The sequence below is a fragment of the Enterobacter sp. ECC-019 genome, assembly GCF_043974075.1.
GTDB lineage: Bacteria > Pseudomonadota > Gammaproteobacteria > Enterobacterales > Enterobacteriaceae > Enterobacter > Enterobacter asburiae_D.
This window is the reverse complement of sequence record NZ_CP143759.1, coordinates 1,186,944-1,203,553: the sequence shown is the minus strand read 5'-3', so window position 1 is coordinate 1,203,553 and position 16,610 is coordinate 1,186,944. Positions and strand designations below refer to the sequence as shown.

12 protein-coding genes, 1 tRNA gene and 1 pseudogene are annotated in these 16,610 nt (G+C 55.2%); 3 read left to right on the top strand and 11 right to left on the bottom strand.

Annotated elements, in window-relative coordinates; translation table 11 throughout:
• Positions 1-2: 2 nt before the first annotated feature.
• The 7 genes and pseudogenes from V1566_RS05570 to rraB form a co-directional block, all read right to left on the bottom strand.
• Positions 3-2,018: a DEAD/DEAH box helicase gene (locus V1566_RS05570; RefSeq protein ID WP_395305284.1), complete on the bottom strand. Its 2,016-nt coding sequence runs from the start codon at positions 2,016-2,018 to the stop codon at positions 3-5.
• Positions 2,019-2,058: 40 nt separating this feature from the next.
• The gene (locus tag V1566_RS05565; RefSeq protein WP_395305283.1) at positions 2,059-4,731 is read right to left on the bottom strand and encodes a class I SAM-dependent DNA methyltransferase; all 2,673 of its coding nucleotides are present in this window, start codon (positions 4,729-4,731) and stop codon (positions 2,059-2,061) included.
• Positions 4,732-4,933: 202 nt separating this feature from the next.
• Positions 4,934-5,867: pseudogene (locus V1566_RS05560) on the bottom strand (tyrosine-type recombinase/integrase).
• 200 nt (positions 5,868-6,067) lie between these two features.
• A tRNA-Leu gene (locus V1566_RS05555) sits at positions 6,068-6,152 on the bottom strand.
• Between the two features lie 106 nt (positions 6,153-6,258).
• Entirely contained in the window at positions 6,259-6,981 is a 723-nt protein-coding gene (locus tag V1566_RS05550) for a topoisomerase II (protein ID WP_395305282.1), read from the bottom strand.
• Between the two features lie 30 nt (positions 6,982-7,011).
• Entirely contained in the window at positions 7,012-7,770 is a 759-nt protein-coding gene (gene miaE, locus V1566_RS05545; protein WP_395305281.1) for a tRNA isopentenyl-2-thiomethyl-A-37 hydroxylase MiaE, read from the bottom strand.
• Between the two features lie 46 nt (positions 7,771-7,816).
• On the bottom strand, positions 7,817-8,242 hold the full coding sequence (gene rraB / locus V1566_RS05540) for a ribonuclease E inhibitor RraB (RefSeq protein ID WP_029739283.1): 426 nt from the start codon (positions 8,240-8,242) through the stop codon (positions 7,817-7,819).
• Positions 8,243-8,341: 99 nt separating this feature from the next.
• Between rraB and V1566_RS05535 the strand changes: the two genes are divergently transcribed.
• The 3 genes from V1566_RS05535 to xynR all read left to right on the top strand — a co-directional run bounded on the left by V1566_RS05535 (position 8,342) and on the right by xynR (position 10,360).
• On the top strand, positions 8,342-8,437 hold the full coding sequence (locus V1566_RS05535) for a hypothetical protein (protein WP_213014347.1): 96 nt from the start codon (positions 8,342-8,344) through the stop codon (positions 8,435-8,437).
• The gene (gene argF, locus V1566_RS05530; protein ID WP_023299201.1) at positions 8,407-9,411 is read left to right on the top strand and encodes an ornithine carbamoyltransferase; all 1,005 of its coding nucleotides are present in this window, start codon (positions 8,407-8,409) and stop codon (positions 9,409-9,411) included. The genes V1566_RS05535 and argF overlap by 31 nt, the downstream gene beginning before the upstream one ends.
• A gap of 190 nt (positions 9,412-9,601) precedes the next feature.
• Entirely contained in the window at positions 9,602-10,360 is a 759-nt protein-coding gene (gene xynR / locus V1566_RS05525) for a DNA-binding transcriptional repressor XynR (protein ID WP_047346190.1), read from the top strand.
• A 4-nt stretch (positions 10,361-10,364) separates the two neighbouring features.
• Here the strand turns inward: xynR and V1566_RS05520 are convergent, their stop codons facing one another.
• The 4 genes from V1566_RS05520 to yagE all read right to left on the bottom strand — a co-directional run bounded on the left by V1566_RS05520 (position 10,365) and on the right by yagE (position 16,486).
• Entirely contained in the window at positions 10,365-11,975 is a 1,611-nt protein-coding gene (locus V1566_RS05520; protein WP_395305280.1) for a glycoside hydrolase family 43 protein, read from the bottom strand.
• Positions 11,976-11,986: 11 nt separating this feature from the next.
• Positions 11,987-13,369 (bottom strand): MFS transporter, encoded by a 1,383-nt coding sequence (locus tag V1566_RS05515; protein ID WP_085841484.1) that lies wholly within the window; start codon positions 13,367-13,369, stop codon positions 11,987-11,989.
• Positions 13,370-13,595: 226 nt separating this feature from the next.
• Complete coding sequence (yagF, locus tag V1566_RS05510) at positions 13,596-15,563, bottom strand: xylonate dehydratase YagF (protein WP_395305279.1); 1,968 nt, start codon at positions 15,561-15,563, stop codon at positions 13,596-13,598.
• Positions 15,564-15,577: 14 nt separating this feature from the next.
• Positions 15,578-16,486 carry a 2-keto-3-deoxygluconate aldolase gene (gene yagE / locus V1566_RS05505; RefSeq protein WP_395305278.1) on the bottom strand — a complete coding sequence of 303 codons (909 nt, stop codon included), beginning with the start codon at positions 16,484-16,486 and terminating at the stop codon, positions 15,578-15,580.
• Positions 16,487-16,610 lie beyond the last annotated feature (124 nt).

The window sequence follows — 16,610 nt, the reverse complement described above, 5'->3', positions numbered from 1 at the left end:
AGTTACGGTTCCTGTCGCACAATACGCTGTTGTTTCATTTTTCGGATGTAAGCTAACGCTTCTGCATAACGAACCTCTATTGCGTCACTGGCATTCAGCGATGGCTCCCTTTTATGCTCACTGGCAAACGTTTTAATTCTTGGCCAGAGCATCACAGCTTCTTCCTCAGATACCTGCGCCTGATTCGCTCTGACTGCTTCCTGAATAGTTTTTAGCATCGTCGCGGTAACTGATTTTGATAGAATCTCATAAGCACCGTGGAAAGGATTTACCGCATCAATTAAGTCAATATTCAAGTTTTCAATATTGATGAATTTATCACCCATTTTTATAAACTGATTGTTTACGTTTAATGAATCATTCGAATTGCCGGAACGCTGACCTTGGCCGTTATCAATGATGGCATCCGACGGCAAATCGGCTTCATCAACTAACCCACCACATTGGCCTACAAAAAGACTCTGCAAAATACCGCTGCGAACCTGTTCTAGTTCGTATTCAGTCAGGTCAGGGTGAAGCGTTTGTATCACCGATGGTAACACTACCTGAGTAATTACCTCAGGCGGTGTTGACTCGGTAATAGCCTCTTTAACCACCTGCTCATTCGCCATTAGTGCCGCCAGGATCTCGTTTTTACCGCCGTTAAGGATTGTTAGAACCTTGTCTGATACCGGTAATGCATGATCATCAACCAGAACAGTATTGGCAGGTAACGGCTCGCCAGTCCATTGAGACCGTGGTTTGAATTGAATATTTGGAGCCATAATCTGCTCCATCAACAACGAAGTGGTGATGGCTTTAAGCATGTTATTTACTGATACTTTAACGTCATCATCTTGAGCATCAGGCTGAGCAATAAGGTTAGTAAACTGTGCGTGAGTTTTGCCTTCACAATCTCGTGTTGCACGCCCAATTATTTGCACAATCTCCGTCATCGAACTACGATAACCAATGGTCAGCACATGTTCACAGAATGGCCAGTCAAACCCCTCTTTCGCCATACCTAACGCAATAATAATATCAATATCGTCGGCAGAGTGGATATTACGCAGATACGCCTGTACTTTCGGTCTTTCTGCCGGGTTATCATCAACCAGATTCGCTACACGCAACAATTTGCCATCGCTTTTGCGTTTCACTCGATAGATGCCGGTATCTGGCTCTTGCTGTTGCACCTCACCCAGCGCATCCAGGATGGCATCAACCTCGGCATGTTTATCTTTTGTTGATTCGCCGGAATTAACATTGGGAATATGGATGATGGTTTTTTTGCTAGCATCCAGCACTGAAGGTAGTGCCTTGATATATGAGCCCTGATAAAAATGGTAGCCAATGCCTAAAGATTTTAAATATTGGTATCCATTGAGCTGTTCGTAGTAGGTATAGGTCACTTTCGTGAACTGGGCTTCATCTTCGGGTTGCAAAATGGGTACTGTATCCCCCCGGAAGTAAGAACCCGTCATTGCAACAATATGCGCATTAGAACCTATCATCAGGGCATCAATCAGATTACCCAAACGGTTGTTTTCATCCGCAGAAACATGATGGAACTCATCAATTGCGACCAAGCAATCATTAAACGATTCAACATTTAGCTTATCGAAAGCAAAACGCAGAGTAGCATGAGTACAAACCAGAATGTCGTCAGGACTAGCCATAAATCGTTTAAAGGTTTCAACCTTCCCAGCCTCTCCACCGCCAATGCACAGATTATTTTCAGGTTTTACTTTCCAGTCAGCAAAGAAACCGTGCTTCGTAAGTGCAGTATCTTTAAACGAACCTCCGATAGACATTTCAGGGACCGCGACAATAGCTTTGCGTACCCCCTGATTAACAAGCTTATCCAGAGCAAGAAACATCAATGCTCTTGATTTACCCGAGGCTGGTGGGGCTTTGATAAGCAGATAAGGATTGTTCCTCTGTTCAAAGGCTCGAGCCTGCATTTCCCGCATACCAAAATCATTAAGACGCGCACTTTGCCCAGTCTGCCCGTACGTAACCTTTAAAATATTTTCCACAATGCAATCCTCTGTAGGCTCTGGCTGGCAGAGCGAAACCTTATGCTTTAATCAGCGCTTCGTAGCGTTCTAATAGGCAGCTCAAACGCTCAGTGGAGTCCCTGAATGGTTTGTCACGGTAGAGACGATCTACAGCCTTATCCAAAGTCTGATGGATTTCCAAAAGGTCTGCGGGCATCTTTAACGGATCATACAACTCAGCTAGAGTATTTTCTGGGTAATTTTCCCTCGTCAATAATACTGTTTTTGCCAATGCAATAAGCGAATTACGCTGTTCATCAGTCACGCTAGGCCAAGGGAAAGAGTTATAAACCACTGTTGCTGAATAGCGGTAGCGACTTTCAAGACGACCTGCTACCAGTCGCATCCAGTCGTTGTGCATTAGTGAGGTCAGGATAGCAAACTCGTACAAAGTGCCATTTGGGAGAATGTAATTCAGATTAGTTGAAATTACACTGGCATCATAAAAGCCAATAGGGACATAGGTTCGCCGCTCTGATGAAACACTAGGTATCAGAATATAATCATTTGGGTTATTTAAATCTCTAAATTGATGAGGGCGCTCAGCCATTTTCTGAGCGCCTTTGTCTGGGCTTTTACGCCGTGCTTCTGCTACTTTTTGTACTCGGTTTAAGACGAGCGGCATCGACTGAAGCTCTTTATCGGTAATATCTGCCAACCATAAACACCAGCGCTCTTTACCATTGAGAAATTCATCCGCTCCCATAACTCTTTTAATCCAAGGGGCAGCTTGAGGCTCCAGTTTTAGCAAAATATCACGTTCACGACGATCCATTAGCAAATGACCACCATCGGTAGGTTTATTTCCAAACAATAGCTGGGGGACATTCTTTACCATCGGTTTTGTTTTCGCCGACACGGCTATGTTGCTGCCTTCAATCAGATAAGGGCTAATGTTGTTCACAAGCTTACTGTGCCAATGCCCGTCTACCTGCTGGTAGAGTTGACGCGTTTTGCTTCGTCCTGATAGACCAACAATAACCACATGCACCGCTGCTTTATCACGAGCATTATTTGCCCATGCAAAGGTTGGGTAAGCAAAATGAATGCACAGACCCAGCTTGAATACAGAAGGCCATAGTGTTGCTACTTGCTCTCCCTGACATAACGAATTTGTAGCTACAAGTGCCAGCTCAGCACGGCTATTCTGGATATATTGCGCGCCCTTCCAAAACCAACAGGCAACAAAATCCAGACCACCTAATGACTTAAAACCGCTAAATACAGCCTGCATATCAGCACGCTGTTGATCAGACCGACCTAGCGTCCCTAAAAAAGGGGGGTTGCCTATCACATAAACTTCATCATCAACCCCTTTTGGACATACTTCCTGCCAGTCTTTTTGCAGGCTATTACCGCTCCAAATTTTACCGGATGATCGCAACGGCAACGCTGGTGGCGCTGAACCAATATGTTCTTCCCACTGTTTATTTAACTGATGCTCTGCAAGCCATAAGGAAAGGCGGGCTATTTCACAAGCAAAATCATCGATCTCAATGCCGTAAAATTGGTCGAGATGGATACCGCTCATAAAAATGGATTGTGGGTCGCATTGCAAAAGAGCCTGAATCACATCCATTTCCAAAAGACGTAGTTCTTTATAGGCGACAATCAAGAAGTTACCTGAACCACACGCAGGATCAAAAACTTTCATTTTCCCCAGACGGAGAAGCAACCGTTTGAGACCATTCGTGTTTGTGCGTTGTTTTTCAAGCTCTGAACGCAATGGCTCCAGAAATAATGGTTGTATAACCTTCATGATATTGCTGTATGAAGTGTAATGCTGTCCTAAGCGGCTACGCTGCTCTACATCAATCACAGCTTGGAACATGCTGCCGAAAATGTCAGGGTTAATCTCACTCCAGTCCATTGCACTGCATTCAAGTAAGATACGTCTGCCCTTCAACCCCAACTCTGGAACAAGCTCATCACTGGCGAATAAACCACCATTAACATAAGGGAATGCGGCTAAATGAATCGGAAGTGACTGGCGTAATTTGCTATTCGGTTTGCTGTTCATCACGGCAAACAGATCTGTCAGAAACTGATCTAAATCACTGCCATCTTCGACGGTGTAGCTCTTAACTGCGGAAGTAAACTGACTTTTTTCAAAGATGCCTGTGTCTTCGGCAAAAAAGCAAAACAGCAAACGAGTGAGGAAAACATTTAGCGCGTGAATATCTTCTGCTTTACTTAAATCATTACGCTCCTTGATAAGATCAAACAGCTTCCCCATCTTCTCAGCGGCTTTCACATCGGCCGGGTTTTCACTATTGAGAATAGCCTTCTCCAACCCTACCAGCGGTAAGAAAAAACCATAGTTACGTGGTAACTCTTCAAACTCAATATCGAGACGTTCCTGTGTCAGTGTGTCCCAGGCTAAAAAGCGAACAAAATTTGTCATTAGAACAAAGCGGATCTTATTTTTTGCAACCGCCGCATCGGCAATACGTTGGTCAAAAGCAGATTCAAGATCATCATTATCCGCTACTGGCTGGTAGTAGAGTTTATTTTTTAATGAAACGTGTCCTGGCTCTTTCGCAACATTACGCGCCCCACCTTGCCGAATCTGACTCAGGGTAGATTTAGGGAACTCAAAAGCAGTTAAAAAGCCGTAGATAAATTCGTCTTGCTCGGGGTTTTCAACCAGTTGTTCGAGATGTTCAAAAATTTTCGCCTGATTAACAGCCATTGTTATTCCTAAAAAATACAGTACCCGTAGAGGATGATGCACTCATTCTAACCGAAGAAAATTTTATCAAGTAGTTCCAATGCATTACCTACGTTGTATCAAAAAATAGAAAACTTAAGCCCTATGCATGCCACCGCAAGGCGGCAGGCTTCGTTCAGAGTACTTAATCGTCAGCGGAAATTTATCCTTAAGACAGCCGTTACTACCGCGTAGACTCTAATTTCCCAAAATCAAACGGACTCATTCCCTTCTCCCGATTCGCATCAAGATAATCAGCCCACCACTGCAACATTAGCCTCTTCTCCCCCAGATGCTCCGCCTTATGAATCTAAGCCGCACGTACAGAGTTACGTTCCCGATGACTTTTCTGCCGCTCTACCTCGTCCCTCGACCATAATTCCGACTCGATCAACGAGCTACACGCCATAGTCCTGAAACCATACCCACATACTTCCGTTTTCGTGTCATAACCCATCACTCTCAGAACCTTATTCACCGTGTTTTCACTCATGGGTTTATGCGGATCGAGATCACCTACGAAAATCAACTCCCGGTTCCCATTCATGCTTTTGAGCTTTCCCAGAATAGCTAAGGCTTGGCGCGACAAAGGAACAAGATGAGGTGTTCGCATCTTTGAACCACGCTGAGAATGATTAACGCCTTCCAGCGGTTCACGCTCACTAGTAATCGTCCACAAGGCAGTATCAAAATCCACTTCTTACCAGCGAGCAAAACGCAGTTCATTTGAACGAATGAAGACCAACAAAATGAGTTCAACAGCCAATCGAGTTAAGGGTCTGCCAGAATAGTGATCTATGTGATGCTGTAATTCAGGTATGTGGTTCAGTTCAAGAGCTGCACGGTGCTGTCTTTTAGCCGTAGCAACCGCGCCAGCAATCTCTTGCGCGGGGTTGTAATCGATTTAGCCGCTCTGAACGGCAAAGCGCATAATCGTGGTAGTACGCTGTGTAAACGGGCAGCGACTTCAAGACGCCCAGATGACTCGACTGCTTTAATGGGTACAAGCAGATCTCGTGGTTAGGGTGAACCAGCAAAACCACGCCTTCACCGTCAGTCAGTTTATAGACTTTTGCTTCAGGCTTAGCCGTACGAACCTTCACATCACTCAGAGCCATGATGAATCTCCTTTCAAGGATTCTGTGTGGGTACAAACATTATCGAACCGGGATATAACCGCAGATGTACCCACATCAGCAAATTGATGTAGGTTGAATCAGGTTGATTTAGGTTGAGTGAAAAAGCGAGGAAAGTCTTGCAGGCACTGGCTTTCAGACACAAAAAAAGCCACCCTTAGGTAGCTGATTATTGCATCACTTGGTGCCGAAGGCCGGACTCGAACCGGCACGTATTTCTACGGTTGATTTTGAATCAACTGCGTCTACCGATTTCGCCACTTCGGCACTGAAGGGGATGCGGAAACGTTGTGGATTATACCTGTCGCGCGCCGCCATGCAAGCGACGACGCGCTAAACCCGCGCTAAGTGCCCAAAAAACCAGCGCCCTTCGTCACTCCAGCTCAGACACCGCCAGTCGGATCACCCCCGCCGCCTTCTGCTCCGGCAGCGCCAGCACCTTCGCCCACATCTCCTGCACCATATCGCAGGAGAGCTTCTCTTTGCCCGCCGCCTTCTCCGGCATCTGCAGCAGCTGGATGTCCTCGCCGTACTTATCGGCAAGTTCCTTCATAATCGGCCGCACGTCTTCGACAGCCGCCTCACGTTCGGCCTGCGTCACGGTGTGGCGATTTTTGCCGTAGGCCGCGCGCATCATGTCGGCGTCGGCCTGCATGCGCCGCGCCATCAGGTCTTTATCCAGCATGCGCATCGGGTTCACGCCGCCCTTCACCGTCGGGTAGAGGAAGCGGAAGCAGGCGTCGTCGCTCACCTTCTGGATGGCGGCGGTCTGCTCCATGTTGATGGTCATGTAGTTCACCACGTTGGCGTCCGGGGCGTTCTGCAGACGCGACATCTGCAGATGCAGGATCTGCGGCTGGATGGTGTCGATAATCTGCTGCTCCGGCTCGCCCGCTTTTTGCAGGGCGGCCATCTGGTCGAGGATGCGCTGATGCAGCGCGGGCTCCTGCTCCTTAATCACCTGCCAGGCGGGCATCGCGTTAAGAGCGGAATCCATCTGCCGTTCCGGAGAGCGCTGCCTGTCGAAGAACACCCAGAACGCCACGGCGGCGGCCACCACAACAACCATCACGGTACGGGTCCACGTTTTATTCATCTCGCATCCTTATCCTTGAGTTGTGCCGGTTTACACCGGCACGCCGCTGTGGAAGCGAAACTCGTTGTCCGGTGTCGAGATAAGTGTGGCTTCAATTTCGCCAAAAAGCTTTATGCGCGGTGAGATATCGTCGTCGCTCACCTGCCGGGCCAGCGTCAGGTAGTCCTGATAGTGGCGCGCTTCCGAGCGCAGCAGTGAGAGATAGAACTTCTGCAGGTCGTCATCGAGGAACGGGGCCAGCGCGGCGAAGCGTTCGCAGGAGCGGGCTTCGATGTAGGCGCCGCAGATGAGCTTGTCGATCAGCGTCAGCGGTTCGTGGGTGCGCACTTCTTTCAGCATCCCTTTGGCGTAGCGGCTGGCGGTGATTTTGACGTAGGGAATGTCGCGGGCCAGCATCGCCTCGCGCACCTGCCAGAAATGGTGCAGCTCCTCTTTAATCAGCAGCACCATGCTGTCGATGAGCGCCTGGCCCCACGGGTCGTCGGTTTTGGGCATCACGCTTTTGCCAATCTGCTTATGCAGGGCGATGAAGTCCGGCTCCGGGCCGTCGCGGAAGGTGAACTGTTCGTAGGGTTTGAGCCAGTCGAGCAGCGCGTCGGCACCGCTTTCGTCGGCGACGTATTTGCGCACCAGCAGCAGCGCGGTCTGGGCGGCCTTGAGCTCGCACACCATGTGGTCGGTGAGCAGCAGCGGCAGGTTGAGCGGGTCGCGGGCTTTATCAATCCATGCTTGCGGGGTCGGGCACTGGAGGAAGTTGAGTACGGGGGCGAGTATCTGCGGGTAATCCATGGTTCTGCCTTGAAAAAGCGGTGGCGCGCGCCACCGCCTGAAACGCTTAGTGACGCACGCCGTCGTCGTCTTCGTCGACGTAATCTTCGTCGTCGCCTTCTTCGCCGTCTTCACCGTTCGGATCTTCGAAGTAGGTTCCCCAGCCGTCGTATTCCACTTCAAACTTCTCGGCCAGGTTCATCAGCTGTTCTACCTGCGCGTCGATCAGCTCCGCCTTCAGCGCGCCTTCGCTCAGGATGTCGCAGCAGATGACGGTGTCGCCCTCTTCCACTTCCAGCTCTTCCGGCTCGGTTACTTCGTAACCCAGCTTGAAGGCTTCCACGGCCAGTTTTTCCAGCGCGTCGAAATCATCCGCAGAGAAATGGTGCTCGATGGTGTACAGCGCGTCCGGATCGCTACCGTCTTCCAGCAGTTCTTCAATAATCAGACGCGTCTCTTCGCGTTGCTCTTCCAGGTGTTCCGGGTTTGCCATGGCTCAATCCTCTTTAAAGTGCGGCAGATACTTCTATTTTCACACACGGACGGGTTTGCCTCCACCTTTGTTGGAAAGAATTGTGAAACGGGGTTGCAAATGAATAATTACACATATAAAGTGAATTTTAATTCAATAAGTGGCGTTCGCCATGTGAGGATAAAATGTCTGATCTGTACAAGAAACACTTTCTGAAATTGCTCGACTTCACACCTGCACAGTTCACTTCTCTGCTGACCCTTGCCGCACAGCTCAAAGCCGATAAAAAAAATGGCAAGGAAGTACAGAAGCTTACCGGTAAAAACATCGCGCTCATCTTCGAAAAAGACTCGACCCGTACACGTTGCTCTTTCGAAGTTGCCGCATTTGACCAGGGCGCGCGCGTCACCTATTTAGGGCCGAGCGGCAGCCAGATTGGGCATAAAGAGTCAATTAAGGACACCGCGCGCGTGCTCGGGCGGATGTACGACGGCATTCAGTATCGCGGTCACGGCCAGGAAGTGGTCGAAACGCTGGCGCAGTACGCGGGCGTGCCGGTGTGGAACGGGCTGACCAACGAGTTCCACCCGACGCAGCTGCTGGCGGACCTGCTGACCATGCAGGAGCACCTGCCGGGCAAGGCGTTTAACGAGATGACGCTGGTCTACGCGGGCGACGCGCGCAACAACATGGGCAACTCGATGCTGGAAGCGGCGGCGCTGACCGGGCTGGATCTGCGCCTGGTGGCCCCGAAAGCCTGCTGGCCGGAAGAGAGCCTGGTGGCGGAATGCAGCGCGCTGGCGGAGAAGCACGGCGGGAAGATCACCCTGACGGAAGACGTGGCGGCGGGCGTGAAGGGCGCGGACTTTATCTATACCGACGTCTGGGTGTCGATGGGCGAGGCCAAAGAGAAGTGGGCAGAGCGGATTGCGCTGCTGCGTGGGTATCAGGTGAACGCGCAGATGATGGCGCTGACCGGCAACCCGAACGTGAAGTTCCTGCACTGTCTGCCGGCATTCCATGACGACCAGACCACCCTCGGCAAGCAGATGGCGAAAGAGTTCGATCTGCACGGCGGAATGGAGGTGACGGACGAGGTGTTTGAGTCGGCGGCGAGCATCGTGTTCGACCAGGCGGAAAACCGGATGCATACGATTAAGGCGGTGATGGTGGCGACGCTTGGGGAGTGAGCCTCTCCCCACTTTATTGATTCGGTGCGCTCTTCTTGCCGGGTGGCGCTGCGCTTACCCGGCCTACAAAACCCGTAGGCCCGTGCAAGCGAAGCGCCGCCGGGCGGATCAGGCCAGCTCCATTTCATTGATTTTTCACCCCGAAAAAGGTACGTTTTCGCCTTAATTCCAGCGTGGACATGCCAGCATTATGCCGATTATTCAGTCTGTTGAACGTGCGTTGCAGATCCTCGACCTGTTCAACGAGCAGGCCACCGAGCTTAAGATCACCGACATCAGCAAACTGATGGGGCTGAGCAAGAGTACCCTCCACTCGCTGCTGAAAACCCTGCAGCTTCACGGCTATATCGATCAGAACCCGGAAAACGGTAAGTATCGCCTCGGCATGAAGCTGGTCGAGCGCGGCCATTTTGTCGTGGGCTCCATCGATATTCGTCAAAAGGCGAAAGGCTGGCTGACGGAGCTGTCCCAGCGAACCGGGCAGACCACCCATCTGGGGATCCTGGACGGGCGTGAAGGGGTCTATATCGAGAAGATTGAAGGCAAGCTGGCCGCCATCGCCTATTCGCGCATCGGCCGCCGCCTGCCGGTTCACGCCACCGCCATCGGCAAGGTGTTGATTGCCTGGCTGGGCGAGGCCGAGCTGAACGCCCTGCTGGAGGGCTATCAGTACACCACCTATACCCCTTCCACCCTCGCCTCTCGTGAAGAGCTAATGGCCGCCCTGACGCAGACCCGCGAGCAGGGTTACGCCCTGGATAGCGAAGAGAACGAGCAGGGCGTGCGCTGCGTGGCGGTGCCGGTGTGGAACCACGAGTCCCGCGTCATCGCCGCCCTGAGCCTCTCGACACTGACCTCCCGCGTGGACGATGCGGAGCTGGCTAATTTCCGCGAGCAGCTTCAGCAGGCCGGGCTCCAGCTTTCACGCGCGCTGGGCTACCCGGCCTGAGCCGTTAGGCCGGCTCGTAGGTGAAGTAGTCGAAGTCCGCGTGGCAGCCGTCGCCGCTGATGTCCTCGCAGTGCAGCCCCACAAACGCGCCGGTGAAGAAGCCGCGCCCGCCGATGTAGTCGTCCGACAGCTTCCACGCCTCATACGTTACCGGCACGGTGTGCCACGTCTCGCCGTCGAACGAGTAGCTGTAGCGGTAGACCAGCGTATCCACATCCACCCGCAGCCAGACGCTCTCCGCACTCTCCGGCACCGGAATGGGCTGCTCGTGCAGCGGCCACGACGGCACGTTGTGGTCGAGCTGAATAACCTTGATGGTTCTCCCCTGCCCCTCCTCGTAGTCCACAAAGCAGTAGCTCCAGTTTTTGCTGTTGTAGTAGCAGGTCAGCCCCGCGCTCTGCTGGAAGTGGACCGGCGAGAACTGCATCCGCGTTTCTGAACGAAAAGCGAAGTGCTGCCAGCGGCGCGCCACGGTCGACTGGGTAAAGGTCGTGTTGAGCGAGTCGTTGCCGTAGAGCCGTAAGTAGCCCGGCCGCGCGGTGAGCGAGCCGAGGGTGTCGTCGAACGGAATGCGCAGGGTCTGCAGCTCCGGGTCGAGCGAACTGGCGTCGAAATCGTCCCGCCAGCTGCTCTGAACGGCAGCGGGCTGCTCCGCCATCTGCGGGCCGGGCACGGTCAGCTGCGCGTGCTTGCCGCCTTCCACGTACGGCCAGCCGTCGCGCCATTCAATGCGGGCGATGCCGGTCTCGCGCCCCAGCGGGCAGTAGCCGCGTCCGCCGGAGGCCAGCAGCGGCACGCCGGGCAGGCGCAGCGGGCGGCTGGTGAGGTAGGCCATATACCATTCACCCGTATGCGTCTGCAGCAGCGAGCCGTGGCCGCTCTTCTGCAGCGGGTTCTCCGGCAGGTGCCAGCTGGTCATCATCGTTACGTCCGGGTGCAGCTCGTACGGCCCGTCGATATTTTTGGAACGCAGCACCACAACCGCGTGCTCGTAGCTGGTGCCGCCTTCGGCGACCATCAGGTAATACCATCCCGCGTGGCGATAGAGGTGTGCGCCCTCGGTGTAGCAGAGCGGCGTGCCGGTAAACAGCGTTTTGCGCTCGGGCGAGAGCGTGCCGGTCTGCGGGTCAAACTCCTGCATCACAATGGTGTTGTGCGGGTTGCTGTGGTGGCGCGGCCCCCACGGGCGGTAGATATAGTATTTGCGGCCATCGTCGTCGTGGAACAGGGACGGATCAAACCCGCCATTGCCCATCGGGATCGGCTCGCTCCACGGCCCCTCGATGGACGGCGCGGTGACGAGGAAGTTGCGGCCGTTTTTCCACGGCGAGTCGACAATCTTCACGTCGGTGTAGAGCAGCCAGAATTTGCCGTCGGCGTAGCTCAGGCACGGCGCCCAGATGCCGCCGGAGTCCGGATTGCCCTTCATGTCCAGCATCGACACGCGGTCCAGCGGAGTGCTGACCAGCGACCAGTTTTTCAGGTCGCGGGAGTGGTAGATGCGCACGCCGGGGAACCACTCGAAGGTCGAGGTGGCGATGTAGTAGTCCTCGCCCTGGCGGCACAGGGACGGGTCCGGGTTGAAGCCGGTCAGGATTGGGTTAGTGATTTCCATATTGCCTCCGGTTAATGGGATGCGGCTGTCGCAGCGTCGGGAACGGCCTCGCCCTGCGCCGCGCGGTGTTTGATCAGCTGCTGGCTGATGGCCTCCACGCGGGCATCGGTGAGCTTATAAAACGACAGCATGATGAACATGCCCGCGTAGAGCACCACCGGCACCACGCAGAACAGAATTTTGATGGTGGTAAGCACCTCGACCGGCTGCACGCTGCTGCTGGCGGAGTAGTTCACGTACGCCAGGATCCAGCCCACCACTGCCCCGCCAATCGCCAGGCCAATCTTCAGGCTGAACAGGTAGGTGGAGAACACCAGCCCGTCGAGGCGGCGACCGCTGCGGCTCTCCTCGTAATCCACCACGTCAGAGGCCATCAGCCACTGCAGCGGCGTGGTGGTGTTAAAGACGAACAGGAACAGAATGTTGAGGGCGAAAATCAAGGCGATGTGCTCGGCCGGGGTGACGAAAATCAGCAGGCTGATCAGCGAGTAGGCGACGATGATCCACTTGAAGGCAGTTACGCGGTCGAAGCGCCCCAGCAGGCGGGAGGAGCAGAGCGAGCCAAACATGGTGGCAAGGCTGCCGTAGAGTAAAAACTGGGTCGCCATCTCCGGGTGATCCATCACGTATTTCACGAAGTAGAGCGTCGCCCCGCCGCGCACCACGTTAGAGCAGGTCGCCATCATCTTGAACGCGCACATGATGCGCCACTGGCCGTTGCCCAGCAGCAGCTTGAGATCTTTCGCCACCGACGAGCCCGGCTGCACCTCAAAGGTGTAGCGCTCTTTGGTGGTGAAGAAGCAGACGTAGAGCAGCACCACGCCGCTCAGGCCCAGCACGCACATGGCGCCGAAATAGCCCACCTGCTCGTTCCCTTTGCCGATGATGCTCACCAGCGGCAGCGCGATGCCGCTGATGGCGAGCGAGCCCGCCGCCGCCAGGAAGAAACGCCAGGACTGCAGGGCGTGACGCTCTTTCGGGTCGGCGGTAATGACGCCCGGCATGGCGCAGTACGGCACGTTAACGAAGGTATAGACCAGGGTCAGGAGAATGTAGGTCACGCAGGCGTAGATGATTTTGCCCTGCGCAGAGAAGTCCGGCGTGTAGAAGGTCAGCACGCAGACGATGCCGAACGGGATGGCGCCCCACAGCAGGAACGGGCGGAACTGGCCGTGCCGCGTGCGCGTGCGGTCCACCAGCAGCCCCATCAGCGGGTCGGTCACGGCGTCGAGCACGCGGGAGACCAAAAACAGCGTGCCCATAATCCCCGCCGACAGACCGAAGACGTCGGTGTAGAAGTAGGCCAGCAGGAACATCGTGGCCTGCCAGACGAAGCCGCAGGCGGTGTCACCCAACCCGTAGCCAATTTTGTCTTTCATGGTTAATTGCGTCATCAGAATTACACCCTTATGTAGTGTGCTGAATTACAACATCGTGTTAATGGAGTGTAATGAGCTGTTCAATTAACCAGCAATGGTCATATCTTATTTCCGAATTACGTTATTTTGCTTTTGTGACGCCAACGATATATCACAACCTATTGTTTAAATTAATAAATCACAGGCACAGCAAAGCCGTCCGCGGAATATTTCCCGCAGACGGCTTTATCTAATGAAATAATTAAATGCCGAGCGCTTTTTTACCGGCGTTAATTACCTCAATGATTTTATCGGTGTCATAAATACAGCCTTTCCAGGTGCCGCCGCTCACCGACTGCAGTGCCGCCCACAGCCGGGTATCGTCCGGCAAAAAGTCGTGGGCGTGCAGGTCCGGATGCGTCTGCCGCCGCGCCAGCTCGCGCGCCCCCTCTTCCGGCGTCAGCGGGTTTTCCGCCGTGCCGATGAAGTTCACGCTGCCCGTGAGGGTCAGACGGTCGACGGCAATCTCGATGATGTCGTTATCGCGCAGCTTGCCAATCGGCCCGCCCGCCAGCGCCTCCGGCGACACGTGGCCGAAGCAGGCGCCCGTCGACACGCCCGAGAAGCGCGCATCGGTGATGAGCGACACCGTCTTGCCCCACGAGATATGCTTTAGCGCGGAGGTGAGCTGGTAGGTCTCTTCCATGCCGGTGCCGGACGGCCCGCCGCCGATCACCACCATGATATCGCCCTGCTTAATCTCTTCCCGCTTGATGGCCTTGATCGCCTGCGCTTCCGAGACAAACACCCGCACCCGGCCGGTGTGGCGGTACACACCATCGTCATCCACCACCGACGGGTCGATCGCCGTGGCCTTGATCACCGATCCTTCGGGCGCGATGTTGCCCGTCGGGAAGCAGACCGTCGAGGTCAGCCCTTTCGCTTTTGCCTTCTCCGGCGGCAGGATCACGTCATCCGGATCCACGCCGTCCTGCTCGCGCAGGCACTGGCGGAAGCGCGCCCGGCGCTCGGACGCCTGCCACCAGTCGAGGTTCTCGCCGACCGTCTGGCCAGTAACGGTCATCGCATCAAGATGCAGCAGGCCGAGATCGCGCAGGTGGAGCATCACCTCCGGCACACCGCCCGCGAGGAAGGCGCGCACGGTCGGGTGATAGTCCGGGCCGTTGGGCAGCACGCTTACCAGGCGCGGCACCCTGCGGTTGACGCGCGTCCAGTGTTCAACGTCCGGAATAGTGCAGCCCGCCGCGTGGGCGATGGCCGGAATGTGCAGCAGTAAATTGGTGGAGCCGCCGAACGCCGCGTGGATCACCATGGCGTTTTCGATGGCTTTGTCGGTGAGGATATCGCGAGTGGTGATGCCGCGGTTATCCAGCTCGCTCACCGCCCGCGCCGACTGGCGGGCGATCTCCAGCCACACCGCCTGCCCGGACGGCGCCAGCGCGGAATGCGGCAATGCCAGACCCAGCGCCTCCGCGACCACCTGCGAGGTGCCCGCCGTGCCGAGGAACTGGCAGCCGCCGCCCGGCGAGGCGCAGGCCCGACAGCCCAGCTCGGCGGCCTCCTGCAATGACAGCTCGTGGTTGGCGAAGCGCGCGCCGATGGTCTGTACCTTGCCCGCGTCTTCCCCTACGGTTGGCGGCAGCGTCGCCCCGCCCGGCACCAGAATGGTCGGCAGGTCGTGCATTGCGGCCAGGGCAATCATAGTAGCGGGCAGCCCTTTATCGCAGGTTGCCACGCCGATCACCGCCCGGCGCGTCGGCAGGGAGCGGATCAGGCGGCGAAACACGATCGCCGCGTCGTTGCGGTACGGCAGGGAATCAAACATGCCGTGCGTGCCCTGCGAACGTCCGTCGCACGGATCGCTGACGAAGGCCGCAAACGGGATCCCGCCATTGCGGGTGATCTCCTTCGCCGCCGCCTGCATCTGCATGCCGATCTCCCAGTGCCCGGTGTGGTAGCCCAGCGCAACCGGGCGTCCGTCTCCGGCCCGGATCCCGCCCTGGGTGCCGATAATCAGCACCTCTTTGCCGGTGAGCTTGTTAGCGTCCCAGCCCATCCCGGCGTTCTGCGTCATGCCGAACAGGTTGCCGCTGGGGGATTCCATCAGCATCTGCGGAGTCAGCGGCAGCGCGCCCTGCGGCCCCGCCGCGTGGGTGATCACCGCATAAAACGCGTCGTCCTGCGGGGTGAAAATTTTCTCGATGGTCATGGTTATCGTCCGGCTCAGCAGAGCTTGAGCTGTTGCAGCAGGGTTTTCAGCTGCGCCCTGCGCGGCTCGTCCAGCGCAGAGGCGGGCGGCAGCACGTGCGTGGAGACAGGGCGACCGCAGAGCACGATCGCCTCTTTAATGACGTTCACAAACGGTGTATCCAGCTGATACATCTGCGGAATTTGCAGCAGGGTCTGATGATACCCGGCCGCTTTCGCCACGTCCCCGTCGCGCCAGGCTTTCAGAAGATTCACCGACACCTGCGGAGCAAAGTTGCCGCTCGCCGAGATCGCCCCGTCGCCGCCGAGCAGCAGGGTATTAAACAGATGATCGTCGTAGCCGCAGAGCACGGTGAAGTGCGGATGGGCGGCTTTGACGGTGTGGATCATGCTGCGCAGATGGGCCACGGAGTCGATGGTGTCTTTGATGCCGATAATGTTGCTGCGCGAGTCGGCCAGCGTTTTAACCAGCGCCGGGGTCAGATCCTGCCCGGTCAGCGCCGGGAAGTTATAGAGCATCACCGGCAGCGTGACGCTGTCGGCCACCTGCTCGAAATAGCGGATCAGGTTCGCTTCCGACACTTTCCAGTAGTAGGGGTTAATCACCACGATGCCGTCCGCGCCCGCCTGCTGGGCGTGCTGGCTCAGCTCAATGGTTTCCCGGGCGTTGGTGCCGCCGGTGCCGATCAGCACCGGCACGCGACGATCGACGTGATCGATAGCAAAGCGGGCAATGGCTTTACGCTCTTCGGCGCTGAGCTGGGAGAACTCGCCGCCGCTGCCCAGGAAGAACAGACCGTCAACGCCTGCTGCGATCAGATCGTCGATCAGCGCGGCGGTGCCCGGCTTATCGAGCTGGCCGTCGGCGGTAAAAATGGTGGAGACAGGGGGAATGATTCCCGTGAACAACGCGGACTGCGGCATGATATCTCCTTGCTGAATTATTTTGTTCTACATTATAGAACAGCGTTCATTAATTTAACGATCATACTATGACGCAGAAAAAGCACAGGTAAATGGGAAGGGAGGAAGGAGTGTGGGAAATTTA